This window comes from Bradyrhizobium sp. AZCC 1693, assembly GCF_036924745.1.
Taxonomy (GTDB): domain Bacteria; phylum Pseudomonadota; class Alphaproteobacteria; order Rhizobiales; family Xanthobacteraceae; genus Bradyrhizobium.
Window position 1 is genome coordinate 293,379 of sequence record NZ_JAZHSD010000001.1, and the last position, 25,543, is coordinate 318,921.

The following is a 25,543-nucleotide window of genomic DNA, read 5'->3' on the forward strand; positions in this document are numbered from 1 at the left end:
GAGCAATAGGAACTCGCGCCGAGCACTCCTCGACATCATTAAAGCTCGGCCTAACGCGACACCAGCGGAACAAAATCGTATTCGCCGACCCCTTGCAGAACCAGGAAGGTGAGCGATGTCGCGCCGCCGTTGGTCACCAGATGCGGTCGCGCGGGTTTGACGACATAGACTTCGCCGGGCTTCAGATTCACTTCCTCTTTCGGATCCTGCAGGAACAGCCGCATCTGGCCTTCCAGAACGTAAAACGTATCGGACACATTGGTGTGGGTGTGCCACGGCACCTTCTGGGTTGCGGAGAGCTGCAACTCCGTAATGCGAAAGCCGGGGCGCGCGGCGTGCTGGGCGCGGCGCTCGACTTCGTAAAGCTGACTGGCATCCTTGACTGGCTGCGGCTGGCTCATGACGGCCTCCCTCGGATCATCGGCCCCGATCGCGTGGTGATGCCGTGCCATGATAGCTTGCCCCCGCCATTCACGAAACGGTCAGCTTCGTAGGAGTGGGTCAGGCGAAGCCGTAACCCACCAACGTGTCGATACGCGGTTGGTGCAGCGGTGGGTTACGCTTCGAGGCTGGGCAAGAATTTTTCTCACCCGAATCCGGATGCTGTACGATTCGGTTTATGACGAATCGCAGCTACAAGACCGGTCCGTGCCGGGAGCAATTGAGCCTTCTGCCGCCTCGCGTCGAGGATTATGTTGGGCGAGATAACCCGGTTCGGGCGATCGAGGCCTATGTCTGCGCGCTCGATCTTGAGAAGCTCGGGTTCCGGCATGCCGGAGGTGGTATTGGGGCGGGACAGCCCAGCTACGATCCGGCGGATCTGTTGAAGGCCTATCTTTACGGCTACCTTCATCGGGTCCGCTCCTCGCGTCGCCTCGAACAGGAGGCGCAGCGCAATCTGGAACTGATGTGGCTGCTCAAGGGGCTGACGCCCGGCTACCGGACCATCGCCAACTTCCGCCGGGACAACTGGGCGGCGCTCAAGGCGGCGAACCGGGAATTTGTACTTCTGCTGCGCGAACTCAACCTTCTGGGCGGGGAGCTCGTGGCGATCGACGGCGCCTTTTTCCACGGCGATGCCAGCAAGGCGAGCATCAAGACGAAGAAGCGGCTGGCTGAGCAGCTTGCTCGTCTCGACCGCGACATCGAGGAGTATGGCAAGGCGCTGGCATCGAACGACGCCACCGAAGAGGTGCATTCGTCCAGCAACGAAGAAGGCGGGAGGGGGAATGGCGGCGCGGTTGCGGACAAGCTCGCGGCATTGATGGAGCGGCGGGCGAAGGCCGAGGCTGATCTTGATCGACTGAAGGAGAGCGGCGAGACCCAGTTGTCGACCACCGATGCGGACGCCCGGCTGTTGTCGAAGAGAGGCCATGTCGTCGCCGGCTACAATGTTCAGATCGCGGTCGATGCCAAGCACAAGCTCATCGCCACGAGCGAGGTCGTCAACGACGGCAACGATACGGGCCAGCTATACGAGGTGGCCGAGGCGGCAAAAGAGGCGCTGGGAGTGGAGGCGCTGGAGGCGGTCGCCGACACCGGCTATTACAATGGCGCGACCCTGAAAGAATGCGAGGAAGGCGGCATTGTTGCCTACGTCCCGCCGCCCAAACGAACGGGGGGCCTGGAAGAGCAAGGCCGCTTCACCCATGAAGCGTTCAGCTATGACGCCGAAGCCGACGTTTATCGCTGTCCTGCGGGCGCGCTGTTGAAACCGATGAACGGCGTCAAAATCAGCCCGGCTGGTCGGCAAGACGTCCGCTATGTGAGCCTGAAATCCGTCTGCAAGGCTTGTCACCTGCGCGAGCGATGCCTTGGTCAAAAGGCGGACAAGCGCACGATCTACCGCTGGGTGCACGAAGCGGTGATCGATCGTCACCGGGAGCGGATGAAAGAGGCCGGGGCCATGATGCGCCAGCGGGCCTGCCTGGTCGAACATCCCTTCGGCACGCTCAAATGCCGCGCCGGCTATCGCCACTTCCTGGTCCGCGGCTTCGACAAGGTGCGCGGCGAATGGAGTCTGATGGCGCTCTGCTACAATCTCGCCCGCGTGCTGAACATCCTCGGCTTCGACGAATTTGTCGCATTCTTTGCCCGTCGGGCGGCCGAGCGGGCGATTTTGCGCGTCTTGCGCGCCATCACGTCCGCGATAGGCCTTGCCAACGCCTCCATCAAAGCCTTCTCAGCCAAATTGGTCCGAAACTCGGCGATCATCTGCTTCCGCTTCAGCACTGCCGCGTAACTGTGCGATTCTTGCCCAGTCTGTTCGCCAACCCACCTTACGAAGCTGCCAAGCCGAGACGGTCGCGGCCTTATCACTCCTCTTCGTCCCTTATGCGTTGCTCGCCTTCGCGCAGGCGCTGCGCAATTGCCGTTCGTCTTGGTATCAGCGCGGCCTCATCCGCGAGCCGCTGCGCGAGATCGGAGTGATATTGCTGCACGACGTCGAGCACCGCTTCCTTGGCGAGCCTGCGATGGTACTCGGCAAGAAATCTGTGCAGGTCAGCGAGCTGTTCGTCATCCATGGCGATCGCACCTCAGCCGCAATGCCAAATATATGGCGACCGGTTGATTCCGGCCAGCTTGCGGCGCTCCCAATCCCGGCAAACCGGGCGGCCGCAGAGCGGGGCAGCCGCGGTACCTCAAATGGGCCGCTCCCGCCGCTCGTTAACCATCTATTAACCATACCGACCTAGCCTGTGGTTATTGCCAGTCATCACTAGCGGATTACCGCCGGTTCGTTCGAGGAGAACAGCCGATGTCCGTTGAAATTCTTACCTATGGCGCACTCGGCGCCCGCCTGAACATCTCGCCAGTGGCCGCCCGTTCGCTGGCCAGGCGGCTTCGCTTGCCGCGCTCGCTTTCGGAGGATGGCAAGGCCCTGGTGAGCGTTGATCTCGCTGAAATAAGGCACACGCCGCAGCCTGTGGGCCGCCGCCAGGCGGGCGAAGTCGCGCAGTGGACGGCAAAACTGGCGGCGTTGGAGGCGGAAATCGCGCAGCTCGAAGCGAGGGCCGCCGGTCATCGCGCAGATTTCGAGCACGAACGCGCACGCGCCGACCGCCTGATGGACGAGCTGCTGCAGGCGAGGGCCGAGATCACTGCCGCCAGGGAAGCGGCGGCGCGGCTTGAGGGGGAGGTGGCCGTCCTGCGGACCCGTGCCCGAACTGATAGCTCGATCGACAAGACGGAACGCCGGCTGGGGCAGCTCGCGGCGACCCTGGTGGAATCAGACCGCAAGGCGGCACGTGGGTAGTAATCCAGGTCTTTTCATTCCAGGTCTTTTCATTCCAGGTCTTTTCATTCCGCGGCTTGGCGGAGCAACCGTGGGGCAACAATGACTGACGTCACAGATATTCACGAGCTGAGGGCGCGCATCATCGTGTTCGGGGTCGGCGGCGCCGGCGGCAATGCCGTCAACAACATGATCGAGGCGGGGCTCGAAGGCGTCGACTTCATCGTCGCCAATACTGATGCACAGGCGCTCACCAGTTCGAAGGCCGGGCGTGTCATCCAGATGGGCACGCAGGCGACCGGCGGCCTTGGCGCCGGCGCGCAGCCCGAATTAGGGCGCGCGGCGGCGGAAGAGGCCATCGATGAGATCCGCGATCATTTGACCGGCGCACATATGGTGTTCATCACCGCCGGCATGGGCGGCGGCACCGGCACTGGCGCAGCCCCGATCATTGCCAGGACCGCGCGCGAGCTCGGCATTCTCACCATCGGGGTCGTCACCAAGCCATTCCAGTTCGAGGGCCAGCGCCGCATGCGTTATGCCGAAGCCGGCATCGCGGAACTCCTGAAGGCGGTCGACACCCTCCTGATCATCCCGAACCAGAACCTGTTCCGGGTCGCCAACGAGAAGACCACCTTCGCCGATGCCTTCGCCATGGCCGATCAGGTGCTTTATTCGGGCGTGGCCTGCATCAGCGACCTCATCGTCAAGGAAGGTCTGATCAATCTCGATTTTGCCGACGTTCTCTCGGTCATGCGCGAGAAGGGCAAGGCCATGATGGGCAGGGGCGAGGCCTCCGGGCCGAAGCGGGTGCTCAACGCCGCGATCGCTGCGATTTCCAATCCATTGATCGAGGATCCCTCGATCAAGCGCGCCAGCGGCCTGATCGTCTCCATCACCGGCGGCAGGGACCTGACGCTGTTCGAGGTCGACGAGGCGGCGACCCGCATCCGCGACGAGGCCGATCCGGATGCCAACATCATCGTCGGCGCGACCTTCGATGCAAGCCTCGAAGGCGTCGTCCGCGTCTCGGTCGTGGCGACCGGCATCGATAATCTCGCCGCGGCGCGTCCGGCGCAGCCGGCGGATAACTCCCTCGCAGACCTCGCCGGCCGGCTGAGCAACGACAGGCGCCGCATCACTGAGCGGATCGAGCGCGCTGTACCGCCACCGAGTCCGCCGTCGATGCTCCCGGCGGCCCGCCACCCCGAAGCGCGACCGGCAAGGCCGCTCGCGGAGCAGGCGCGGCAGGCGGCGCCGCAGCGCCTCGATCCGTTCGGCCGCGCCTCACCTGCACGCAATCCGGCCGAGGAAAAGGTTCTCGATATCCCGGCCTTCCTGGGCCGCAAGGCGAACTGAGCCGTCGTTGGAACCAGGTCAACTCGCTTCCAGCCGCCGGACGTAGAGCGCCGCGATGCGACTTCAGGAAGATTACCGTCAACGCCGCGTGCGGACGCAACAGTCCGCATTGCCCAAAATCAGCCCTATACTTTCCATCCTCCAGCCTTGCTTTGGTCAAAACGGCGGTAGGGAGTGTCTACAATCCGACGATCGCCCGTTCAGTTGACGGCAAAACTGGGAGGAGGCGCCCCATGGATTCCTCTGTTAACACCAAGCAAGCCGATCCACGCGATGTTAGTCCGGGACTTTCAGCGCAAGACGTCGAACTGGTCGCTCGCGCCGATCAACGGCTCGCGCACGCTTATGAACAGATCGCCAACGCCGATGAGCAGCTGGCGCGCATCAATGAACAGATTTCCAGGATGGAGTACGATGCCGCACGGAAGAAGGCCGTGAACAAGCTTAGCCGGCCGTCGCGTGGCAGGCCGGCGCTGCGCGGCTTCATAGGCCTGCTGCTGGCTGCCGGCATTTGTATTGCTGCATTCGCGTCGCAGTCCTATGGCGAGACGGCCAGGCTGATGATCTCCCGGTGGGCACCGCAACTGGCTTCGTCGTTGCCGTCGGCAACACCGAAGCTTGATGCCCAGCAGAGCCTGCCTGTTGTTCAGGTGGCTGCGGCGGACGCAGCAATTTCGCAATTGTCAGCTCCGGCTCAGACCGCGCCGCAAGACGCGGCACCCGGTCCGATCCCACCTGAGGTGACACAATCGCTCCAAACGATGGCGCGTGATCTCGCAAGCGTGCAGCAGGAGATCGGGCAGCTCAAGGCCAGCCAGGAAGAATTGGCGCGCGAAAATGCCAGGACCGCCGAACAGCTCAAGGCGAGCCAGGAACAAATGGCGCGCGCGATCGCCAGCGCCTCGGAGCAGAACCTGCGGCCCAAGGCGTCAGGAGCGGCGACATCAGCCAATCCGCCACGGTCGGTTGCCAACCCCGCGCGCAAGCCCGTGTCGACGCCTCCGCAGAAGCAAGCCAGAGCGCAAGCGCGGGCGCCAGTGCAGTTGCAGTCCCGGCAACAGTAGTTTTGATAGGCGCCGCCGTCCGCCAAGGGCGGTGTCGCCTCTCTCGCCAGTCGCGTTATTTTCCAGCGCTCGGAATATGGCAGTCGCAAATGCCATTCATTGCGCTGGTGCGCTTGCGCGAATTTCGTTGAGTGCGCCAATCTGTCCCGGCCTTCGCATGTGGCGGCAGCCGGGCGATGCGCTAGGCTCCCTGAAAATTCAGGGAGGGATCATGTTAGCGAAAATCAATCGGCGTCACTTCATCGCTGCCGGCACGGCAACTGCCGCGATGCCTTTCCTGTCGCGCGGGGCCTCGGCGCAGGCGGTGTGGCCGTCGCGGAATATCCGGATGGTCTGCAGCTACCCGGCGGGCGGGCAGACCGACCTGCTCGCGCGCGCCTTCGGCGATTTCATTACCAGGCAGGTGGGGAAGACCGTCGTCATCGAGAACAAGGCAGGCGCCTCCGGCTCGATCGGCGCAGCGGACGTCGCGCGCGCGGAGCCGGATGGCCACACCATCCTGTGCTCCATCTCGACCACCTATGTGATGAACCGGGTCATGATGAAGAACCCCGGTTACGACATGGATAGAGACCTGACGCTCGTCAGTATCATTCCGGGCGCCGGGCTGCTGCTGGTCGCGAGCCTGGCGTCCGGCGTCAAGACGCTGGCCGATTTCGTAGCCTTCGCGCGCAAGAAAGGCCAGGTGAACTTCGGCACCTATAGCGCGGGATCGGCGCCGCACATGACGATCAACGAACTCAACAAGCAGTATGGTCTCAAAATCGAACCTATCCACTACCGGGGCGAAGCGCCGATGTGGACGGGGCTGCTGGACGGCACGCTCGATGTCGCGATGGGCAGCTACACGGCAGCCCAAACCGTCCTGCAAGGCGATAAGGGCGTTGTGTTCGCGGTGCATTCGAAGAAGGTCGACGCGATCCCTGATATCAAGACCCTGCCCGAACAAGGCGCGACATCAAAATTCTTCACCGTGAGCGGCTTCACCGGCTGGGCGTTGCCGAAGGCTGTGCCGCAGCCGATCGTCGATCGGCTGGCCGAACTTTGCGTGGCGGCCAATGGCGATCCCAAGGTGAAGGAAGTTCTCCGGACTTTCGTGCTGGATCCGGCGCTCGGCTTCAAGGAGAGCAACGCCCTGTATCAGCGCGAATTGCCGACCTGGATCGAGAGCGCGCAGGCGCTCGGCCTGGAGCCGGTCTAGCGCGAAAGGGGGATCAGCGTGTAGGGTGGGTTGGGCGAAGCCGTAACCCACCGCACATTGGTGCTCGATCTTGAATCTGATGGCCGAGGACGACCCGACCGACGAGATTTCCCTCATCGAGGAGCGGCTCGAGGAGCTTGCCGAAGTCTCGGAGCGATGCCGGAAGATCATTCTGGTTTCCAAGGCGGCCATCGCCGGCGGCTTCGCATTGCTGCTCGTGATGATGCTCGGCCTGTTCGGGTCCAGTCAGGTCGCCGCCCTCGGCTCGATCGCCGCGGTACTCGGCGGAATCGTATCGCTCGGATCGAATGTCAGCACGTTGCGGCAGACGAGCGACGCCATCAGCGCCGCCGAGGCGCTCCGTTCGGATCTGATCGGCAGGATCGATCTCCGGGTGGTCGGCGATAGCCCCATGAAACTGAGTTGACGCGCCTCGCACAGGCAGTGCTAGGGTGGGCAAAGCGACTTGTCCGCCGTAGCTCGAAGAGCGGAGGCGGAAGCGTGCCCACCATTCTTGCCCTCGCACAAAATGGTGGGCACGGCGCTGAGAGCGCCTTTGCCCACCCAACGAAGCTTTTGTCACCCTCGCAATCGTGTCGGTCACGCCACGAGCGTCGCCGGCGCAGATTTCTTGCGACGATAGGCGCCGTAGCCGATCCCGGCGAAGCCGAGCAGCATCATCGCCCAGGTCGACGGCTCGGGAACGGCTGAAACCGCATCAAAGGAAACAGTTCCTTCGAAGAACACCGCTGCATGGTTGTTGGGAGTCGGTCCGCCAAAAATTCCACTCAGCGTGTTGTTGACGATGAAATGAAGCGTATTGGTCCCCACGACAAAGGGTCCCGTAATCGGATCGAATGTCGAGGTGCTGTTCCCGTAGCGAAAATTGTATGCAGCATTGTCGCTGCCATCAGGCAGGAAATAAAACGAACCCGATCCGGGTCCAAAAATGCCGGTCTCGCTCACATTCGTGCCATTCAGTTGAAGCACGGCGCGATCGTCGGCCGCGAACAACGAGGTATTGAGAACCGCGTTCGAAAAACCCACCGGAAGCACGAATGTCGCGTCTACCGTGTAGTAGGAGTTGGCGAAGTCTCCAAAGTCCTGGCCGACGCTTACATTGATTGTCGTGGCTGAAGCAGTTCCCACTGCTGCGAAGAGCATAGCGGCGGCACAGGTTATGCCGGCGATTGATTTTGACTTCACTATCGAGGCGAACAAGTAATTCTTGAGCATTTTCATTTACCGAAATCTCCTACTTTCAAAATACGCCGATGCGAAAAGGCTAGAAGATCGACGTGACGCGATCCATAGGCCCGCGCTTTGCGCGGCGTTCGGTCGCTACATCAAATGATGTACGGCAGGGCCGGCTGTTGCAGTTATTTGGCCCGGCGATACACTGTCTTGATTACGGTGCTGCAAGTAGTTTCAATTCTGCCATTTTACCGCGGGGGCGGGGCTTGATGAATCAGGACGATTTGCTCGTCATCATCGAGAAGATCTATGAAGCCGCGACCGACACGAGCCTCTGGCCCGTCGTCCTCCAGACCATCGCCGACGCCTTTGGCGCCCAGGATGCGTCGCTGAGCGCGGTCTCGCCGGTGGCCGTGCCCTGGCTGGTCGCGCCGCGCACCGATCCTTCGTTCCTGCAAAGCTATGGGCAGCATTATCATCCGTTGAATCTGTTCTGGGACCGCATGACGCGCGTGCCGGTCGGTACCGCGGTCACCGACCGCATGGTGCTTCGCCAGGAAACCCTCCGCGCCAGTCAATTCTACAACGAGTGGTCGCGGCCGCGGAACTACCTTTCGGTGATGGGGGCGACGCTTCTCGTCGAGGATCAATGGCGCTTCGAGTTCGTCGTTCCCGGCAAGAACGTCATGCTGACCAAGCCGCTCAAGGGCTGTTCGCAATTGAAGAGCTGGGCCATGCGGATCAAAAAGCGCGCCGGCATGAGCAAAGCCAAGGTGGCGTTGGCGCGCCGGCTCGCGGTGATCATGCACCGCATGCTCGCCGACGGAACACCCTTCAACGCCGCTGCGGCGGCAGCCTAACAGGGAGAAACAGCAGTTTTCGGGCGGGTCACGACACCAGGCCTTCTCGAAGCGAAGTCCCTTCGCCGGGACGATGGATCAGGTCAGGCCGTTGCCCACCAGGTCGCCTCGTGAGCACGCTCAACGTAGATTGGTCGACCTATCCTCTTCCAACCCCATCAGGTGGCGGCCCTGCGCCGACCCCGTACAGAAGCGAGACCCCGGCGGGCGGACAACGCAAAGGGATTGACTAATCGAGGCCCGTTACAGAAGGGTGGGCAAAGCGCAGCGTGCCCACCATCTCTCCAGTGCGACGCTGCATGGTGGGCACGCTTTCGCTTTGATTTGCACACCCTACGAGGCTTCGTCCTCGCGTTCATGACGGTCAGGCCGCGACGGCCGCCGGCTTCCTGCGGCGATAGACACCGTAGCCGATGCCGGCGAAGCCGAGGATCATCATGGCCCAGGTTGAAGGTTCGGGAACGCCGCTGCTGATCGTGACGTTCGTCGGCGTGAGTCTCGCATGAACGTACGCGCTGTACATCCCCGTGACGAAATTGCGATACTCGATATCGACGATTGCAAAAATGCCGTCCTTGGAGTCGACCGTGTGGCTGAAGGGACCGTCGAGCGATGACGGAAAAAGCGAGTCAAGCCGATCCAATCGGTGAATGAGGTTCACGGTCTCCGTGGTTGGTCCAAGCTGGGCGAGGCGCTTGATGTCGTGCTGGATCAGGCTGCCCGTGTCGTGAATGCCCTGAATGAACCCGAGTTTGTTGGGGACGAAATCGAGACTCACATTGTTGATCGTGAAGGTCGCGCTGAGCGCCGGCGACGGCGAGCCGAAGAAACTCCCTCCAAGCGCATAGTTCCATCCCGGCGAGTTCAAAGTTTCGCCGAGGCTGGTGTCGAAAACGTAGACGGCCTTATAGGCGGCGCCATCAAGATGGTCGCCGGCATGGAAGAACCCGATGGGGTCATCTCCGCTTGCAACGGTGCCGTTATAGGTCACCGTGACGATCGTGGCGCCGGCAGGGGCAATGCCTGCAAGGCAGACAGTCAGGCCGGACAAGACGATCAATGCAAATTTTCGCATTTTGAATTCCGAATACCGGGGGTTGCTCGTTGTCGACGTATAATTTTGCGCAATGTCCCGTGGTCGGACGTCGCAAATAAAAAGGCCGCCACGAAGGCGGTCTTTTTGCATTCATCTCGGTCAGGCCGCGAGGGTGGCCATCTTCTTGCGACGATAGGCTCCGTAGCCGACGCCGGCGAAGCCGAGCAGCATCATGGCCCAGGTCGAGGGCTCGGGCACGGCGCCCGTCACAAAATTCGGGCTGAAACTGTCGGCATTCAGGCTCAGGTCTCTGAAGGTGATCGTGTTCGCGCTGGTGCCGCCATATTCCTCGAGGAGAAACACATCGAGCGTGAGCTGCTGGTTGGTGAAGCCCGAAATCGTAAACGTACCGCCGCCTGCCCCGGGCGTGTAGGTCAATGAGTTGATGCTCAGGAAATTGTTGACGTGAACGTCGCCGGAACTGGCGAAATGAAACACGTCGGAAAAACTGTTCGCCTGATTATGGACTTCCAGTCCGGCTTCACCATCCAGAGCAAGTATCGACGGATAGAGGTCGAAGACCGAAAGCGTGAAGTTGCCGGAGAACGTAAAGTTGCTCTGGAGATCGGCGCGCCCTTTGTTGGTGCCGCTATCATGGTTGAATACAATTCCACTACTGGTCAGCGCGGCGCCGAAGCCCTGGGTGGTGGTGATCGAAAGATTTGGATTGAGCGTGCCGCTGGTGAGGCTGTCGAAAAATGTCACCGCCTGCGCTTGACCTATCGAGCTGACAGCAAGCCCGGACAGGAGAGCGAATGCAAACACATTAGTCCCGGACAATTTCATTTGCGAAAATCTCCTACACTGAAAATTCACTGATGCGAAAGGCTAGAAGATGGATGTGACGCTAGCCAGCCGTTCGGGCTTGGCGCGGCGTTCGGTCGCTACATCAAATGATGTACGGCAGGGCCGGCTGTTGCAGTTATTGGGCCCGGCGCTACACTGTCTTGATTACGGTGCTGCAAGTAGTTTCAATTCTGCCATTTTACCGCGGGGGCGGGGGCTTGATGAACCAGGACGATTTGCTCGTCATCATCGAAAAGATCTATGAGGCCGCGACCGACACGAGCCGGTGGCCCACCGTCCTTCAGACCATCGCCGACGCATTTGGCGCGCAGGATGCATCGCTGAGCGCGGTCTCGCCGGTGGCTGTGCCCTGGCTGGTCGCGCCGCGCACCGATCCGTCGTTCCTGCAAAGCTACGGGCAGCATTATCACCCGCTAAACCTGTTCTGGGACCGGATGACGCGCGTGCCGGTCGGTACCGCGGTCACCGACCGCATGGTGCTTCGCCAGGAAACCCTCCGCGCCAGTCAATTCTACAACGAGTGGTCGCGGCCGCAGAACTACCTTTCGGTGATGGGGGCGACGCTTCTCGTCGAGGATCAATGGCGCTTCGAGTTCGTCGTTCCCGGCAAGAACGCGTTCGGGCCGGAGCAGATCAAGCTCTACGATGCGCTGGCGCCGCACCTCAAACGCGCGGTGCAGCTCACACACCGCCTGCAATCCGCAGAGCTCGATCGTGCCTATTCGCACGGCGCACTCGACAGCCTCGACCGCGGCATGCTGATGGTCGACTCCAGGGCGCGCGTGTTGTTCGCAAACCAGGCGGCAAAGAGATCGTTCAACGCCGGCCTGAAAATGGTGGATGGCGTGCTGTGCGGGACAAAGCCGTCGGAAACCGCGTGGCTTCATCTGGCAATCGCCGATCCCTTCAACAATGGCGGGCGCAATGAGATCGCGATTTCGCGAGATGCGGATCGCGCGCCGCTGTCGTTAACGGTGATACCGCTGCGGCATCACGTCGAATGGATCGCGCGGCATGAGCAGGCGGCGATCGTCTTCGTCAGTGATCCCGAGGACGCCGCGTGCCAGCGGCATCAAGCCTTGCAGCAGCAGTTTCGCCTGACGCGCGCCGAAGCCGCCCTGGTCGAGGAAATGCTGAAAGGCGGGGACATGCCTGATGTCGCAGCCCGGCTTGGAATCGCGCCGGCGACCGCGCGAACGCACCTGCATCGCATCTTCCGGAAGACGGGCACGACACGCCAGTCCGAGCTGGTGCATCTGGCGTTGTCGCCGGGCGAGGGCGTTCGACGAAACGGCGGCGCGTAGGGTGGGTTAGCGCGCAGGGTGGGCAAAGGCGCACTGCGCCGTGCCCACCATTCTCGTGCGAGTCAAAGTTGGTGGGCACGCTTCCGCCTTCGCTCTTCGCTACGGCGGACAAGTCGCTTTGCCCACCCTACGAAACATCACTTCATCGCCGTACAACTCGCATAGAACGTCGTCGTCGCCGGCCAGTCCGAGAACATGCCGCGCACGCCGACCTGTTTGGCGAGCACGTCCAGCACGGTCAGCGAATCGCCGTCGCGATCGACCGCTGATTTGATCGATTTGTGATAGAAGCCGCCGCCCTTGTGCAGCGGGCCGTCGCGCTCCAGCGACCAGCCGATCAGGTCGAGGCCGGCGGCCTTCGCGGCCTTGGCGTATTCGGACGGGACGATCTCGCGCTTGTCGTTCAGCGTCAGCATGGTCCAGATCGGAGGGCCGAGGATGGCTATGCCTTGCGCCTTCAATTCTGCCATCGAAGGTTTCCAGGTCTCTGGCTTGCTGGGATCGAGACCCTGCTTCTCGTAGCGCTCCTCGAGATAGACCGCCTGCTTTGCGAATTCCGGCTCGGTCTTCACCCAGTAGAGCACGTCGGCGAGATTAAAACTTTGCGCAAACACATCGCCCGGGGCAATGCCGGCTTTCTTGTAGGCGTCCAGCATTTGCGAAGCGTATTTCTCCTGGCTGTAATCGCCGTCGAATGGCATCGGCACTTCCGGCGCCTTCAGCTCCGGCGTGAATTTGGCGCCCAGGCTCTTGATCAGCGCGATGCTCTCGTCATGCGTCATCAGCGTGCCGGAATTGGCGTAAAGATCCGTGCGCCAGCGCGGCGTGCCGTTCTGGTATTCCTCCGCCGTCTTCGCATCCGGATTGAAGCCGTCCATCTTCGCGCTCAGCCGGCGGAATTCGGCAAGCGTGATGTCGCTGGTGCAGCACTTTGCCGACGCCTTCTTGCCGCTTGCCGGGTCGGCCGGGCTGAACGCCTGCGAGCATTTGGCGGCAAGCTCCGGCACCGTCAAAATGTTGGTCGTGGTGTGCAGGTCGCACTGCGAATGGCGGCAGACCAGTTCGCGGTCCTTGGTAAAGGTCACGTCGCATTCGATGATGCCGGCGCCCATGCGGGCGGCCGCGACATAAGATTCTTTCGTATGCTCGGGAAACTCCAGCGCTGCGCCGCGGTGGCCGATGGAAAAGTCGGTCTTGCGAAACGGCCCGGTGCACTGGCTGAGCTGTTGCTTCAGCGGCCCGTCCTTCATCTTGTCGACCAGATAAAACGGCCGCGGCCCGATCTGCGGCTCGTGGGGTAGCAAGATGTCGTCGGCAAGGGCGGGAACGGCCGCCGCCAGCAGCCAGAGGGCTGCGGCAAGGGCGGAGCGATGGCGGATGGGCATGGGTGGCACCTCGGATAACGCGTTGCGCGCGGCCTTGATATCACGGAGCATGTGACAGTTGCGTGTGGAAGGATACGTAGATGGGGTAACGGGCCCCGGCCCGCCTTCCAAGCAAGCCGCGCTTGCTACGGCGCTGTTGGGTAGCGCGCTTCGCGCGGCTTGCTTGGAAGGCGGGCGGTCGTCCCTCACATTGATGGTGTTACGGAGTCAGAGGGATGAGCCTCGCTCCAAGCATCGAGGAGAGACGACCATGAACCACTATGCCGGAATCGACGTGTCATTGGAATGCTCGAGCGTGTGTGTTGTTGACGCAAGCGGCAAGATTTTGCGCGAGGCCAGGGTGGCCAGCGAGCCGGAGGCGCTGATCGCCTGGTTCCGGCAGTCTGGCTTTGAGTTTGAGCGGATCGGGCTGGAAGCCGGGCCCTTGTCGCAATGGCTGTTTGCGGGGATGAAGGCGGCCGGCCTCGCCGTTGAGCTGCTCGAGACGCGGCACGTGCGGAAGGCGTTCGAGGCGATGCCGGTCAAGTCGGATCGCAACGATGCACGCGGGATTGCGCAACTGATGCGGCTGGGCTGGTTCCGGCCGGTGCACTGCAAATCGATCAGTGCGCAAGAGACCCGATCGCTGTTGACCGCCCGCAAGCTGGTGCAATCGAAGCTTCTCGACGTCGAGAACAGCCTGCGCGGGATCCTGCGCGGTTTTGGCCTCAAGGTTGGCAAGACGACCGGGCAGACTTTCGCGGGACGGATCGAGGAACTCGTGGACGGCCATCCGCACCTGCAAATGATCGCCAAGGCGCTGCTGGCGGTGCGAGCGGTGCTGCGGACCGAGTTCGCAGCTTTCGAGAAGCAAACCCGCAGGATGGTGCGGTCCGATACGCAGGCACGGCTGCTGACGTCAGTCCCGGCGGTCGGCCCGATCGTGGCGCTGACCTATGCCAGCGCAATCGACGATCCGACCCGGTTCAAATCGTCGAAGCAGGCAGGAGCCCATTTCGGGTTGACCCCGAAGAAGCATCAATCCGGTGAGACCGACTACACCGGCCGGATCAGCAAGATCGGTGACGCCTCGGTGCGCACGGCGCTCTATGAGGCTGCCAACGTCATGCTGACCAAGCCGCTCAAGGGCTGTTCGCAATTGAAGAGCTGGGCCATGCGGATCAAAAAGCGCGCCGGCATGAGCAAAGCCAAGGTGGCGTTGGCGCGCCGGCTCGCGGTGATCATGCACCGCATGCTCGCCGACGGAACACCCTTCAACGCCGCTGCGGCGGCAGCCTAACAGGGAGAAACAGCAGTTTTCGGGCGGGTCACGACACCAGGCCTTCTCGAAGCGAAGTCCCTTCGCCGGGACGATGGATCAGGTCAGGCCGTTGCCCACCAGGTCGCCTCGTGAGCACGCTCAACGTAGATTGGTCGACCTATCCTCTTCCAACCCCATCAGGTGGCGGCCCTGCGCCGACCCCGTACAGAAGCGAGACCCCGGCGGGCGGACAACGCAAAGGGATTGACTAATCGAGGCCCGTTACAGAAGCGTGGGCAAAAGCGCAACGTGCTCACCGTGCAACAACGGTGCAAGAAATGGTTTGCACGCTACGCTTTGCCTACCCTACAAGAACAATTCCTGGGAGAGAAACATGCCCGCAGCCTTTTTCGTCGTCCGCGCCACCGTATCAGACCCCGCCAAGCGTGAGGCCTTCGGCACCTGGTATTCGCGCGAGCACCTGCCGGATGCGATGAAGTCGTTCGGCGCTGTGAAGGCATGGCGCTACTGGAGCGATACCGATCCATCGCTGCACCAGGCGATGTACCAATTCCCCGATAAGGCGGCGCTCGACCGCGCGATCGAGGGGCCGGAGATGAAGCGCCTGGTCGCCGATTTCAACCGCGACTGGCCCGACGTGACGCGGACGCGGGAGGTGCTGGTGCTGGCCGAGGAGCGCGTGGCGTAAGACAGTCGTCAGGCAAGGCGACTTGTCCGCTGAGGCTTATGAAGGCGGTGCGTCACACGCGCGCGCGATGCAGAAATGCCGCAACGGCGACAAATGTTCCGCAGCGAAGAGCCGTGCGCGAAAATAAATCTTGATCGGCTTCGTTCGCGGCAAAGCTGAATGCGCAGTTCACCGCGCGTTCATCTAGGCAGCTTGAAACTCTCTTCTTTCGCACCCAGCAGACGGAGGAGGAGATGTGATGGAACGCCGCCACTTTCTGAAACTCGCCTTTGGATTTGCCGCGGGCGGCATCGCGCTTGCAGCGAGCGCGCAGGCCGCGCCGCTGATGCCGGCGCCGCTCGCCGACGACGCCAAACTGCCCGTCAATCCTGATGCCCAACCCGCCGTCACTTCAGGCGAGGAGGTCGATCGCCTCACGCCGGAAGAAGTGCGCTGGGGCCGCGGCCGCCATCGCGGCTGGGGCCGCCGCCATTGGGGCTGGCGTCGCCGGCACTGGGGTTGGCGCCGCCGCCGTTGGCGCCGCAGGTATTGGGGCTGGCATCGCCGCCGTCGCTGGCGCCGCCGCTACTGGCGTCGTCGTCGTTACTACTGGTAAGTCGCCGCCGGGGATTGCTTAGATAAGGAATAAAAAAAGCCCCGCGCGAGCGGGGCTTTTGTCGTGCTCTGGATCAGTAAGCGCGGCAGCGTCCGTAGCGCCACACGGTGCCGTAAGGGCACCCGCGACCGGGCCGCACCACCACGACCGGAGGCGCCACAACGACCGGGCCTGGACGAACCACAACGGCCCGGCGATTGGGCTGGCAGCCGCCATAGGGGCCACGATGCCAACCGGGGCCGCATCCGCCTGCGGCTTCCGCCGCGCTGAAGCTGGCAACGGTGCCCAGGGCCAAAACTGCTGCGAAAAGGTATTTCATGTTTTCTCCCGTTTTCGGCCGCAAGGACGGCACGATTCGGAACCTATTCACGAACAGCTGAATGGAATATGAATGTCGTGATTTGTCATGGGGCTACGGCCAGAAATCCGAGCACCAGTTCGTTGTATTTGGTCGGTGCCTCCAGGAAGACCAGATGTCCGGTGTTCGGGATCACCTCGGCGCGGCCGTTGGTCATCATTGCCGCGAGCGCCTTTGCGCGTTCGGCGTTCTGCCCCATTTTCGCGCGCAGCGCCTCCGGCGCATTGGCTCTGCCCGGCGCGTTGTGATCGTCGGCGCCCATCACGAACAGCGTCGGCTGCGTGATCAGCGGAATCTCGTGCACGACAGGCTCGCGGTAGATCATCTGCGCCGAGCTGACGAAGGCGCGCAGCCAGCGCTGATATTCGGCGCTGCCCTTGATGTTGAAACGCGCGTCGATGAACGGCGTAACCTGTTCGGGCGGCAGTTTTAGCGCGTAATTGGTCTCCAACTGCTTGCGATAGCCGTCTGCCGTGAGCTTGTCCTCGTTCTCCAAGATCTTCTCGGTCGGCGTCGGCGGCACGTAAAGCCGATAATCCTCCAGCCCGATCGGCGCGGTCAGCACCAGATGCGCGATCCGGTCCGGCCAGGCGCGCGCGATCCGGACGCCGAGCATGCCGCCGAGCGAATGCGCCACGATGTCGGCCCTGGCGATCTGCAGATGATCGAGGAGTGCGATCGTGTTGCGCGCCAGCGTATCGAAATGCAGGTCGCCTTGCGGCTTGGAGGATTTGCCGAAGCCGATCTGGTCCGGCACCACCACGCGATAACCGGCCTCGCTCAGCGTCTTGATCACCGGCGCCCAGTAGCTCGATGGGAAATTGCGGCCATGCAGCAGCACCGCGGTGCGCCCGTTCGGCTGTGCCGGAGCTACGTCCATATAGGCCATCCGCACCTGTTCGCCGTCGTTCACGAGCGGCAGCAGATGGACGGGGTAGGGATAGGCAAAGCCCTCGAGCGCAATGCCGTAGGGCTCGCGTTGAGCGGGCCGTTCAGTTTCCGCCGCGGCCGCAGACAACAACGGCGTCGCCGCCAAGGCGACTGCTATCGCACCGACGCACATCCGTCGCATCCCAAAACTCCTGTTCGCAAGGGGCGTATTGATGCCGACATCGCGCGGTGTAAAGACTTTGCATTTCACGTTTTGGCGAGAGCGCCAGTTCGTCCTCATGTGAGGGGGCGCCAACGGGTCCGCGCGTAGCGCGGCCCCGACGACAGGCTCCGCGCCGTCTCCGGACGATGCTTCTTCGAGAGAGCACATCATGCCCGGCACAAGCCCGGCCATGACGAAAAATGAGTCACTCCTGCATGCTTCCGAACAGCGCCGCGAACCGCTTTTCGCCGGTGCGGGTGAAGTTGACGACGCGGCTGCCCGGCGCAGGATCCCGCGCCGCCCAGTTGAGTTCGGTGAACCGGTTCATCACGGCGGCACCCAGCGTGCCGGCGAGGTGATGGCGGCGTTCGCTCCAGTCGAGACAGGCCTTGCAGACGGGACGGCGCGGGTGCGCCAGCGCCTCCGTGTCGATCTGCAGGGCCTCGGCCATGAAGCGCTTGCCTTCGCCGGTGAGTTCGATGTCCTGTTTTGTTTGCCGGACCAGCCGCTGCTTGCGCAGGCTGTCGAGCATCTGCACGCCGAGATCGCCGGCGAGGTGATCGTAGCAGATCCGCGCCCGCCGCAGCGCCGGCTCCTTCGGTCCCGTGCGCACGCGGGTGTGGCCGGCACGCTCGGCCAGGCCCGCAAGCCCTTCGAGCACATGGGCGACGTCGGGGCCGGTGAGGCGGTAGTAGCGGTGACGCCCCTGTTTTTCCGGCTCGATCAGGCCGCCTGCCTCGAGTTTCGCCAAGTGCGAACTCGCGGTCTGCGGCGTGATGCCGGCCTGATGCGCCAGCTCGCTCGCGGTCAGCGCGCGGCCGGTCATCAGCGCGGTCAACATATTGGAGCGCGCGGGATCGCCGACCAGAGAGGCGATCATGGCGATATCGGGGCCTGCTTTCATAGTTCGATGATAGCCGAAGCATCATCGACAATCAAGCGGGTATGCTCCGAACTGCGACACAGGCTCCGTCATTGCGAGGAGCGAAGCGACGAAGCAATCCATTCCTCCGCTCGTGGAGGCATGGATTGCTTCGCTTCGCTCGCAATGACGGCCAAGGAAGCACAGGAGCCCCCATGACCATCACCGTTTTCATCCGCTACCAGCTCGATCCGTTCAAGCGCGCGCTGTTCGAGCAGTACTCAAAAAACTGGCTCACCATCATCCCGAAATGCGGCGGCGACCTGCTCGGCTACTGGATGCCGCATGAGGGCACCAACAACATCGCGTTTGCGCTGATCTCGTTCGAGAATCTCGCGGCTTACGAAAGCTACCGGGCGCGGCTGCGCGCCGACAGCGAGGGTATGGCCAATTTCAATTTCGCCGAGGAGAACAAGTTCATCCTCGCCGAAGAGCGGACCTTCCTGCGCAAGGTCGTGGCGTGAGGCGTCTGGCAGAACGGGCGTCGCGCACCTATCTACGCGGCGCCAACAAACATTGAGGGGAGCTATCAATGCTGACACCTGCTGACAAGCGCGCCGCGTTCAGGAAATTGCACGAGAGCGGATGCTTTATCATCCCCAATCCCTTCGATGTCGGCAGCGCGGTAGCCTTGCAGCATCTCGGCTTCAAGGCGCTGGCTTCCACCAGCGCAGGCTTTGCCTGGACGATTGGGAAAGCCGACAACCGCGTCACTGTCGATGATGTCTGCACCCATCTCGCCGCGATCTGCGCGGCGGTCGATATCCCCGTCAATGCCGATTTCGAGGACGGCTTTGCGCACGAGCCGGACAAGGTCGGCGTCAATGTCGCGCGCGCCGTGAAGACCGGCGTTGCCGGCCTTTCGATTGAGGATTTTACCGGGGACAACGCAAAACCGCTGTTCGAGCGTGCGTTGGCGGTCGACCGCATCCGGGCGGCGCGAAAAGCCATCGATGCCGACAACAGCGGCGTCCTGCTCACCGGCCGCTGCGAGGCGTTTTTGCGCGGGCAGAAGGATCTGACGCTCGTGATCGACCGGCTCACCGCCTATGCCGAGGCCGGCGCCGATTGCCTCTACGCGCCCGGCATCTCAACGCCGGACGAGATTTCGGCGGTCGTGAAGGCGGTGCATCCAAAACCCGTCAATCTGCTGGTCGGCGCATCCGGCCCGTCGCTGAAGGCGGCTTCCGATCTCGGCGTGCGCCGCATCAGCGTCGGCGGCGCGCTGGCGCGGATGGCATGGACCGGCTTCATGAAGGCGTCGAAGGAGATGGCGGAGCAGGGGACGTTCAAGGAGTTTGCGAACGGCTATCCCGGCGGCGAACTCAACAAGATGTTCAGCTAACTAAGCCCCAAATTTACTTGGCCACAAAAAAGCAGCGGGCCGATCGGCCCGCTGCGCGACGTTTCGGATGATAACCGTTACTGCTTGCTGGCCGGCGCGTTGTCGGCTGGCGGCGTGGTCGCCTTGTTCATGTCCGTGCTCGACTCAGTCGGAGCCGCCGGGCGGCTGGTCGCCGCGCCTGTGGTCGTGCCCGGCTGGTTGTTGCTGCGAGGCGTTACGTCACGCATGCCTGGAGGCGCCGCCGGGTTGGCCGGCTGCGTCTGTGCGGTCTGGTTCGGTGGCGAGGTGCCTGCCTGGTTTACGGTCGTATTGTTGAGGCCATAGAACAGGGCGCCCAGCACGACTGCGATGGCAACGGCGAACATCGCGACCTTGGTGCCGCTCGGAGCGCCTTCGCCGAGCGCGGGATCGGGCTGCAACTCATTGTCCAGACTGTTGAGGCGGGCCTGATGACGGATTTCCTCATCGCTCAGGCCGGCGCGGTAGGGATCGTTCGGATTGGGTTGGTATGCCATGAATGGGTTCCTCCGTTAGCATCCCACAGTTAACCGGCAAGACAATGGCTGGCGTGACCGGATGTTCCGCACCAACGTTGCAACCCCGTAATGTTGGAACCGGTGATTCCACCCAGTTCCCAATGTGAGGTTTGCACGTGGCGCTGACCGCGCAGGCGATGACCGCAGCACTTGCGGCGCCGCGCTATCTTGGCCGGCGCGCTTTCGCGACCTGATCCGCCGTCACCAGCGGCGCCGCATTGCCCCAGGCATTGCGAATATAGTTCGTCACGTCCGCGATTTGCTGGTCGGTCATTTTCGCGGCATAGGCCGGCATCGATCCCTTGTTGGGCGCGCGCGGCGTCGTCACGGTCTCGGCGCCGTCGAGGATGACGCGCAGCGTGCTCAACGCGTTGGCCGATTGCAGGTTGGCGTTGCCGGGCAGCGGCGGGTAGATCCGCGGCGCACCTGATCCATCCTCTTCGTGGCAGGCGATGCAGGCGCCATTGTAGAGCTTTTCGCCCGCGGCCATTTGCGCCGGCGAGGGCGGGGTGACCTTCGGCTCGGGCGTGCCGGTCGGGAGGCCTTTCAGGTAGACCGCGATGGCGCGGATATCCGCATCGCTCATCTTCGAGGTCGAGTTGACCACGACCTCCGACATCAGCTCGCCGGCGTGGCTCCTGGCGTTGCGGCCGCTCTGCAGATACTCCGTGATGTCTTCCACGCTCCAGGATTTCAGGCCACTGCGCTCAGCGCCGTCCAGCCGCGGCGCGAACATGCCCGTGACCCGCCCGCCGCCATACTTCTGGCCGCGTCTGTCGGCGCCAAACATGTTCTTCGGCGTGTGGCAGGCGCCGCAATGCGCGACACCCTCGACCAGGTAGCGCCCGCGATTCCATTCGGCGCTCTTTTGCTGGTCGGGCATCAAAATGCCGGGCTTGAAGAACAGCCAGTTCCAGCCGCGCATCACGACGCGATAATTGAATGGCCAGCGCAGCTCGGGCGCGCGCGGCGTATTGCTCACCGGCGTCAGCGTCGCCAGATAGGCGCGGATGGCGAGAATGTCCTGGCGCGTCAGTTTGGTGAAATTCGGATAGGGGAAGGCCGGGTAATAGCGCGAGCCGTCGCGCGCCACGCCGAAGCGCAGCGCCCGGTAGAATTCGTCATCGCTCCAGGCGCCCAAGCCCGTCTCGCGGTCCGGCGTCAGGTTGGGCGAGTAGATGCCGCCGAAGGGGGTGTCGATCCGCTTGCCCCCGGCGAACGGTTTTGCGGGATCGGCGGTGTGGCAGCTTGCGCAGTCGCCGGCATCCGTCAGCGCCTTGCCGCGCGCGATGTCCTCAGGCGTCGGCTCGGATTGGGCATGCCCTTCGCTAACGGCGAACGCAGTGCACAAAAGCGTCCCAGCGAGAATCGCCCGCATGATCCGATGTCGTCCCTGCACCCTTTGGCCTCCTGTGTCGTTATAGCGCGAAAGCGCGGCGAACGGGGACGTCATGCCATTTCGCGCCGAGGCTTCCGGACGACACAAACCGAAATGCGCTGCCGTTATTCCCGGCACGAAATTGCGATTTTTGAAAGCGGGGCTTGAGGGCCGAGATTTGTAGTGCGTGGGCGGAAAAATCCGACATAGACTGGTTCTAATGAGTTCAGATGACTAGCTAAAAGCAGTCGTTCCGATCAAGGCTCCACCGGCGGCGAAGAGGGCTTCAATGGGAATTAACCAAGGTCCGATCAGTCTCGATCAGAAATACACCCAAGGGACAGGCCACATCTTCCTGACCGGCATCCAGGCGCTGGTCCGCCTGCCGATGGCGCAGATCCGCCGCGACCGCGCCGCAGGGCTGAACACCGCGGGCTTTATCTCCGGCTACCGCGGCTCACCGCTCGGCGGCTACGACCAGCAGCTCTTCGCCGCCCGAAAACACCTCGACCAGTACAACATCAAGTTCCAACCCGGCGTGAACGAGGACCTCGCGGCCACCGCGATCTGGGGCTCGCAGCAGCTCAACCTCTCGCCCGGCGCCAAATATGATGGCGTGGTCGGCATCTGGTACGGCAAGGGCCCCGGCGTCGACCGCTGCGGCGACGTCTTCAGGCACGGGAATACGGCCGGCTCGGCCAAGAACGGCGGCGTGCTCGTCCTCGCCGGCGACGACCACGGCGCAAAGTCCTCCACCGTCCCGCATCAGTCGGACCACGCCTTCATCTCCGCGCTGATGCCTTATCTTTATCCCTCCAGCATCCATGAAATGATTGAGATGGGCTTGCTGGGTATCGCAATGTCGCGCTACTCCGGCTGCTGGGTCGGCATGAAAGTGATCACCGAGACGGTGGAAACCACCGCCGAGATCGACCTCAGCGACGAGATGACGCCGTTCGCGATCCCGACCGATTTCGAGATGCCGCCCGGCGGGCTCAATCTGCGCTGGCCGGACGATCGCTATGCACAGGACCTGCGCCTTCAGGACTACAAGGGCTATGCGGCGATTGCCTTTGCCCGCGCCAACAAGATCAACCGCATCACCATGGATTCGCCGAACGCTCGTTACGGCATCATGGCGTCGGGCAAAAGCTACGAAGATATCCGTCAGGCGCTGCGTGAGTTGGGGATCACCGAGGAGGTCGCCGCCAAGATCGGGCTTCGGCTTTACAAGATCGGCATGCCCTGGCCGCTGGAGCCGGAAGGCGTTCGCAATTTCGCCGTCGGCCTCGAGGAAATCTTCATCATCGAAGAGCGCCGCGAGATTGTCGAAAATCAAGTGAAGCAGGAACTGTTCAACTGGCGCGACGACGTCCGCCCCCGCATCGTCGGAAAGATGGACGATCACGACAAGCGATTCCTGACATTCGCCGCCGAGCTTTCCGTCGCCTCGCTTGCGAGTTCGCTGACCGAGCGGCTGCTTCGACTTAATCTCAACCCCGAAATCGCCGCGATGCTCCGCGCCAAGGCCGACTGGTTCAACGGCCGGCAGGCAACCCAGATGCAGGCGGTCGCCCCCGTTACCCGCACGCCGTATTTCTGTTCGGGCTGCCCGCACAACACCTCGACCAAGGTGCCGGAGGGCAGCCGCGCCTTCGCCGGCATCGGCTGCCACTTCATGGCGCTGTGGATGGACCGCTCGACCGAGACCTACACCCACATGGGAGGCGAGGGCGTGCCGTGGGTCGGCGTCGCACCCTTCACCAAGGAAGAGCACGTGTTCGCCAATCTCGGCGACGGCACTTATTTCCATTCCGGCAGCCTCGCGATCCGTCAGGCGATCGCCTCGGGCGCCAACATCACCTACAAGCTCCTCTACAACGATGCGACCGCGATGACCGGCGGCCAGCATGTCGACGGCGAATTGTCGCCGCAGCAGATCACCTTCCAGCTTCATTCTGAAGGCATCCGCAACATCTATCTCGTCTCTGAAAATCCGGACGCCTATCCGGCGTCCGACATCGCGCCCGGCGTCAAGGTCGCGCATCGCGACGAACTCGACGCGGTCCAGAAGACCTGCCGCACGCTGAAGGGCACTTCGGCGATCGTGTTCGTGCAGACCTGCGCCGCCGAAAAACGCCGCCGCCGCAAGCGTGGCCTGATGGAAGATCCTGCGCGCCGCGTCATGATCAATCCGGCCGTGTGCGAAGGCTGCGGCGATTGCTCGGTGCAGTCGAACTGCATTTCGGTGGAGCCGCTGGAGACCGAGATGGGCCGCAAGCGCACCATCAACCAGTCGACCTGCAACAAGGACTATTCGTGTCTGAAGGGCTTTTGCCCCTCCTTCGTTACCATCGACGGCGGCAAGCCGCGCCGCCGCGCGCCGGCTAACCTTGGCGACACCGGCCTCGGCGACATCGGCGATCTGCCCGAGCCGTCCTCGTTCCCCTCGCTGCAGCGGCCCTACAATATCGCGGTCGGCGGCGTCGGCGGCACCGGCGTGCTGACGATCGGCGCGCTGCTCGGCATGGCCGCGCATATCGAGGGCAAGGCCAGCATGATCCTCGACATGTCCGGCCTCGCGCAAAAAGGCGGCGCGGTGCTCAGCCATGTGCGTCTGTCAGAACATACCGCCGACGTCACCTGTTCGCGGATCGTCACCGGCACCGCCGATCTCGTGATGGCTGCCGACGAGGTAGTGGCGGCCGCCAAGGACACCATCACGCTTTGCGAAGCCAGCCGCACCGTCGGCGTCATCAACACCCACGTCATTCCGACCGCCGATTTCATCCTCAACCGCGATTTCAATTTCCAGAGCCGCAAGGTCAACCACGTGCTGGAGACCGAGCTGCGCAAGGACTCTTCTTTCTACGACTTCACCAAGCCCGCCGAAGCGCTGCTTGGCGATTCAATCGCCACCAACATCATGATGCTGGGGTACGCCTACCAGAAGGGCCTGCTGCCGCTGTCGGCAAAGGCGATTCTGCAGGCGATCGAGGTCAACGGCGTCTCGATCAAGATGAACACGCAGGCCTTCCAGCTCGGCCGTCTCGCCGCCGCCGATCCGGCGCGGCTTGAGGCCATGATGAAAGGCCAGGACGAGGTCGTTACGCCGAAGACGCTGGATGCGATGTCGCTCGACGAGGTCATTGCCCACCGCAGCGCGCACCTCGCCGAATACCAAAATGCTGCGCTCGCCGAGCGCTATCGCGGTCTCGTGAAGCGAGTCCGTGACGCCGCCACCGATGGCGGCTATGGCGATCCGTTGCCGCGCGCGGTCGCGATCAATTACGCCAAACTGCTTGCTTACAAGGACGAATACGAAGTCGCACGGTTGTTCACCGACGGCCGCTTCGAAAAGCAGCTCCGCGACCAGTTCGAAGGCGACTTCAAGTTCAACTTCAATCTGGCGCCGCCCATTCTCGGCGGCGGCCTCGACGCACTCGGCCGCCCGAAGAAGCGCGCATTCGGCGCCTGGATGTTGCCGGTATTCCGGACATTGGCAAAACTGCGCTTCCTGCGCGGCACGCCGTTCGACATCTTCGGCTACAGCCCCGACCGCAAGCTCGAGCGCGACCTGATCGTGGCTTACGAAAAGGACGTCGCCACCGTGCTCGGCCTGCTGTCGCCGGTCACGCACGACATCGCGGTCGAGATTCTGTCATTGCCCGACCGCATCCGCGGCTACGGCCCGGTCAAGGAGAAGGCGGTGCACGACGCCAAGGCGCGCTACACCCAACTCGCCGCAGACCTCGTCAACCCGCCACCGGCACCGCGGCAGTTGGCGGCGGAGTAGGGCACCGATCGGGTGGGCAGGCAGGCGCACGGCGCCGCGTCGACGATTTTCCTTTGTGATGGTGGG

Annotated in this window: 24 protein-coding genes and 1 pseudogene; 14 read left to right on the top strand and 11 right to left on the bottom strand. The window is 62.8% G+C overall.

All coding sequences use genetic code 11. The annotated features are described in order from the left end of the window. Positions 1-50: 50 nt before the first annotated feature. Positions 51-401, bottom strand: coding sequence for a cupin domain-containing protein (locus V1293_RS01480; protein ID WP_334506045.1), 351 nt, complete (start codon positions 399-401; stop codon positions 51-53). Positions 402-526: 125 nt separating this feature from the next. Here V1293_RS01480 and V1293_RS01485 point away from each other — a divergent pair, with 125 nt between their 5' ends. Further along, a complete protein-coding gene (locus V1293_RS01485) occupies positions 527-2,242 on the top strand; it encodes an IS1182 family transposase (protein WP_334506047.1) in 1,716 nt (571 codons plus the stop codon). Between the two features lie 73 nt (positions 2,243-2,315). Here the strand turns inward: V1293_RS01485 and V1293_RS01490 are convergent, their stop codons facing one another. Further along, the gene (locus V1293_RS01490) at positions 2,316-2,525 is read right to left on the bottom strand and encodes a hypothetical protein (RefSeq protein ID WP_334506049.1); all 210 of its coding nucleotides are present in this window, start codon (positions 2,523-2,525) and stop codon (positions 2,316-2,318) included. 233 nt (positions 2,526-2,758) lie between these two features. Here V1293_RS01490 and V1293_RS01495 point away from each other — a divergent pair, with 233 nt between their 5' ends. From V1293_RS01495 to V1293_RS01515, 5 genes are all read left to right on the top strand, one after another. Further along, a complete protein-coding gene (locus tag V1293_RS01495; RefSeq protein WP_334506051.1) occupies positions 2,759-3,256 on the top strand; it encodes a hypothetical protein in 498 nt (165 codons plus the stop codon). An 81-nt stretch (positions 3,257-3,337) separates the two neighbouring features. Further along, on the top strand, positions 3,338-4,594 hold the full coding sequence (gene ftsZ, locus V1293_RS01500) for a cell division protein FtsZ (RefSeq protein ID WP_442894194.1): 1,257 nt from the start codon (positions 3,338-3,340) through the stop codon (positions 4,592-4,594). Between the two features lie 152 nt (positions 4,595-4,746). Continuing rightward, positions 4,747-5,658 (top strand): hypothetical protein, encoded by a 912-nt coding sequence (locus V1293_RS01505; protein ID WP_334506053.1) that lies wholly within the window; start codon positions 4,747-4,749, stop codon positions 5,656-5,658. A gap of 211 nt (positions 5,659-5,869) precedes the next feature. After that, a complete protein-coding gene (locus tag V1293_RS01510; protein ID WP_334506055.1) occupies positions 5,870-6,859 on the top strand; it encodes a Bug family tripartite tricarboxylate transporter substrate binding protein in 990 nt (329 codons plus the stop codon). 79 nt (positions 6,860-6,938) lie between these two features. After that, positions 6,939-7,286, top strand: a complete 348-nt coding sequence (locus V1293_RS01515) for a hypothetical protein (protein ID WP_334516582.1) — start codon at positions 6,939-6,941, stop codon at positions 7,284-7,286. Between the two features lie 173 nt (positions 7,287-7,459). Here V1293_RS01515 and V1293_RS01520 read toward each other — a convergent pair whose 3' ends face one another. Then, entirely contained in the window at positions 7,460-8,101 is a 642-nt protein-coding gene (locus V1293_RS01520) for a PEPxxWA-CTERM sorting domain-containing protein (RefSeq protein WP_334506057.1), read from the bottom strand. Positions 8,102-8,733: 632 nt separating this feature from the next. Here V1293_RS01520 and V1293_RS01525 point away from each other — a divergent pair. Then, positions 8,734-8,913: pseudogene (locus tag V1293_RS01525) on the top strand (IS110 family transposase); the annotation flags it as partial. A gap of 364 nt (positions 8,914-9,277) precedes the next feature. Here V1293_RS01525 and V1293_RS01530 read toward each other — a convergent pair. Then, positions 9,278-9,988: a PEPxxWA-CTERM sorting domain-containing protein gene (locus V1293_RS01530; RefSeq protein ID WP_334506059.1), complete on the bottom strand. Its 711-nt coding sequence runs from the start codon at positions 9,986-9,988 to the stop codon at positions 9,278-9,280. 120 nt (positions 9,989-10,108) lie between these two features. Next, positions 10,109-10,795, bottom strand: coding sequence for a PEPxxWA-CTERM sorting domain-containing protein (locus tag V1293_RS01535; RefSeq protein WP_334506061.1), 687 nt, complete (start codon positions 10,793-10,795; stop codon positions 10,109-10,111). Between the two features lie 221 nt (positions 10,796-11,016). Here V1293_RS01535 and V1293_RS01540 point away from each other — a divergent pair, with 221 nt between their 5' ends. Next, on the top strand, positions 11,017-12,120 hold the full coding sequence (locus tag V1293_RS01540; RefSeq protein ID WP_334506063.1) for a helix-turn-helix transcriptional regulator: 1,104 nt from the start codon (positions 11,017-11,019) through the stop codon (positions 12,118-12,120). Between the two features lie 137 nt (positions 12,121-12,257). Here the strand turns inward: V1293_RS01540 and V1293_RS01545 are convergent, their stop codons facing one another. Continuing rightward, a complete protein-coding gene (locus tag V1293_RS01545) occupies positions 12,258-13,505 on the bottom strand; it encodes a glycerophosphodiester phosphodiesterase family protein (RefSeq protein WP_334506065.1) in 1,248 nt (415 codons plus the stop codon). 250 nt (positions 13,506-13,755) lie between these two features. Between V1293_RS01545 and V1293_RS01550 the strand changes: the two genes are divergently transcribed. The 3 genes from V1293_RS01550 to V1293_RS01560 all read left to right on the top strand — a co-directional run bounded on the left by V1293_RS01550 (position 13,756) and on the right by V1293_RS01560 (position 16,049). Next, positions 13,756-14,784, top strand: coding sequence for an IS110 family transposase (locus V1293_RS01550; RefSeq protein WP_334506067.1), 1,029 nt, complete (start codon positions 13,756-13,758; stop codon positions 14,782-14,784). A 355-nt stretch (positions 14,785-15,139) separates the two neighbouring features. Continuing rightward, positions 15,140-15,454 (top strand): hypothetical protein, encoded by a 315-nt coding sequence (locus tag V1293_RS01555; RefSeq protein ID WP_334506069.1) that lies wholly within the window; start codon positions 15,140-15,142, stop codon positions 15,452-15,454. Between the two features lie 238 nt (positions 15,455-15,692). Then, positions 15,693-16,049 carry a twin-arginine translocation signal domain-containing protein gene (locus V1293_RS01560; RefSeq protein ID WP_334506071.1) on the top strand — a complete coding sequence of 119 codons (357 nt, stop codon included), beginning with the start codon at positions 15,693-15,695 and terminating at the stop codon, positions 16,047-16,049. 73 nt (positions 16,050-16,122) lie between these two features. On the opposite strand, the gene V1293_RS36080 is transcribed toward V1293_RS01560, so the two are convergent. The 3 genes from V1293_RS36080 to V1293_RS01570 form a co-directional block, all read right to left on the bottom strand. Next, entirely contained in the window at positions 16,123-16,368 is a 246-nt protein-coding gene (locus V1293_RS36080) for a GCG_CRPN prefix-to-repeats domain-containing protein (RefSeq protein WP_442894195.1), read from the bottom strand. 85 nt (positions 16,369-16,453) lie between these two features. Further along, positions 16,454-17,479: an alpha/beta fold hydrolase gene (locus tag V1293_RS01565; RefSeq protein ID WP_334506073.1), complete on the bottom strand. Its 1,026-nt coding sequence runs from the start codon at positions 17,477-17,479 to the stop codon at positions 16,454-16,456. Between the two features lie 226 nt (positions 17,480-17,705). After that, the gene (locus V1293_RS01570; RefSeq protein WP_334506075.1) at positions 17,706-18,404 is read right to left on the bottom strand and encodes an ArsR/SmtB family transcription factor; all 699 of its coding nucleotides are present in this window, start codon (positions 18,402-18,404) and stop codon (positions 17,706-17,708) included. Positions 18,405-18,577: 173 nt separating this feature from the next. On the opposite strand from V1293_RS01570, the gene V1293_RS01575 reads away from it, so the two are divergent. Both V1293_RS01575 and V1293_RS01580 read left to right on the top strand, forming a co-directional pair. Beyond that, a complete protein-coding gene (locus tag V1293_RS01575) occupies positions 18,578-18,886 on the top strand; it encodes an NIPSNAP family protein (protein ID WP_334506077.1) in 309 nt (102 codons plus the stop codon). A gap of 68 nt (positions 18,887-18,954) precedes the next feature. After that, positions 18,955-19,767, top strand: a complete 813-nt coding sequence (locus V1293_RS01580; protein ID WP_334506079.1) for an isocitrate lyase/PEP mutase family protein — start codon at positions 18,955-18,957, stop codon at positions 19,765-19,767. Between the two features lie 77 nt (positions 19,768-19,844). On the opposite strand, the gene V1293_RS01585 is transcribed toward V1293_RS01580, so the two are convergent. Both V1293_RS01585 and V1293_RS01590 read right to left on the bottom strand, forming a co-directional pair. Continuing rightward, the gene (locus V1293_RS01585; RefSeq protein ID WP_334506081.1) at positions 19,845-20,282 is read right to left on the bottom strand and encodes a hypothetical protein; all 438 of its coding nucleotides are present in this window, start codon (positions 20,280-20,282) and stop codon (positions 19,845-19,847) included. Positions 20,283-20,466: 184 nt separating this feature from the next. Continuing rightward, positions 20,467-21,681: a cytochrome c gene (locus V1293_RS01590; protein ID WP_334516584.1), complete on the bottom strand. Its 1,215-nt coding sequence runs from the start codon at positions 21,679-21,681 to the stop codon at positions 20,467-20,469. 289 nt (positions 21,682-21,970) lie between these two features. Here V1293_RS01590 and V1293_RS01595 point away from each other — a divergent pair, with 289 nt between their 5' ends. Then, positions 21,971-25,477 (top strand): indolepyruvate ferredoxin oxidoreductase family protein, encoded by a 3,507-nt coding sequence (locus V1293_RS01595; protein ID WP_334506083.1) that lies wholly within the window; start codon positions 21,971-21,973, stop codon positions 25,475-25,477. Positions 25,478-25,543: the final 66 nt, after the last annotated feature.

Bases quoted from the DNA above. Each gene is read 5' to 3' on its own strand.
- V1293_RS01595 (WP_334506083.1), top strand. From the start codon at position 21,971: ATGGGAATTAACCAAGGTCCGATCAGTCTCGATCAGAAATACACCCAA.
- V1293_RS01510 (WP_334506055.1), top strand. From the start codon at position 5,870: ATGTTAGCGAAAATCAATCGGCGTCACTTCATCGCTGCCGGCACGGCA.
- V1293_RS01545 (WP_334506065.1), bottom strand. From the start codon at position 13,505: ATGCCCATCCGCCATCGCTCCGCCCTTGCCGCAGCCCTCTGGCTGCTG.
- V1293_RS01480 (WP_334506045.1), bottom strand. From the start codon at position 401: ATGAGCCAGCCGCAGCCAGTCAAGGATGCCAGTCAGCTTTACGAAGTC.
- V1293_RS01530 (WP_334506059.1), bottom strand. From the start codon at position 9,988: ATGCGAAAATTTGCATTGATCGTCTTGTCCGGCCTGACTGTCTGCCTT.
- V1293_RS01540 (WP_334506063.1), top strand. From the start codon at position 11,017: ATGAACCAGGACGATTTGCTCGTCATCATCGAAAAGATCTATGAGGCC.
- V1293_RS01585 (WP_334506081.1), bottom strand. From the start codon at position 20,282: ATGGCATACCAACCCAATCCGAACGATCCCTACCGCGCCGGCCTGAGC.
- V1293_RS01580 (WP_334506079.1), top strand. From the start codon at position 18,955: ATGCTGACACCTGCTGACAAGCGCGCCGCGTTCAGGAAATTGCACGAG.
- V1293_RS01520 (WP_334506057.1), bottom strand. From the start codon at position 8,101: ATGAAAATGCTCAAGAATTACTTGTTCGCCTCGATAGTGAAGTCAAAA.
- ftsZ (WP_442894194.1), top strand. From the start codon at position 3,338: ATGACTGACGTCACAGATATTCACGAGCTGAGGGCGCGCATCATCGTG.
- V1293_RS01490 (WP_334506049.1), bottom strand. From the start codon at position 2,525: ATGGATGACGAACAGCTCGCTGACCTGCACAGATTTCTTGCCGAGTAC.
- V1293_RS01570 (WP_334506075.1), bottom strand. From the start codon at position 18,404: ATGAAAGCAGGCCCCGATATCGCCATGATCGCCTCTCTGGTCGGCGAT.
- V1293_RS01560 (WP_334506071.1), top strand. From the start codon at position 15,693: ATGGAACGCCGCCACTTTCTGAAACTCGCCTTTGGATTTGCCGCGGGC.
- V1293_RS01575 (WP_334506077.1), top strand. From the start codon at position 18,578: ATGACCATCACCGTTTTCATCCGCTACCAGCTCGATCCGTTCAAGCGC.
- V1293_RS01590 (WP_334516584.1), bottom strand. From the start codon at position 21,681: ATGCGGGCGATTCTCGCTGGGACGCTTTTGTGCACTGCGTTCGCCGTT.
- V1293_RS01550 (WP_334506067.1), top strand. From the start codon at position 13,756: ATGAACCACTATGCCGGAATCGACGTGTCATTGGAATGCTCGAGCGTG.
- V1293_RS01535 (WP_334506061.1), bottom strand. From the start codon at position 10,795: ATGAAATTGTCCGGGACTAATGTGTTTGCATTCGCTCTCCTGTCCGGG.
- V1293_RS01555 (WP_334506069.1), top strand. From the start codon at position 15,140: ATGCCCGCAGCCTTTTTCGTCGTCCGCGCCACCGTATCAGACCCCGCC.
- V1293_RS01565 (WP_334506073.1), bottom strand. From the start codon at position 17,479: ATGCGACGGATGTGCGTCGGTGCGATAGCAGTCGCCTTGGCGGCGACG.
- V1293_RS01515 (WP_334516582.1), top strand. From the start codon at position 6,939: ATGGCCGAGGACGACCCGACCGACGAGATTTCCCTCATCGAGGAGCGG.
- V1293_RS01495 (WP_334506051.1), top strand. From the start codon at position 2,759: ATGTCCGTTGAAATTCTTACCTATGGCGCACTCGGCGCCCGCCTGAAC.
- V1293_RS36080 (WP_442894195.1), bottom strand. From the start codon at position 16,368: ATGAAATACCTTTTCGCAGCAGTTTTGGCCCTGGGCACCGTTGCCAGC.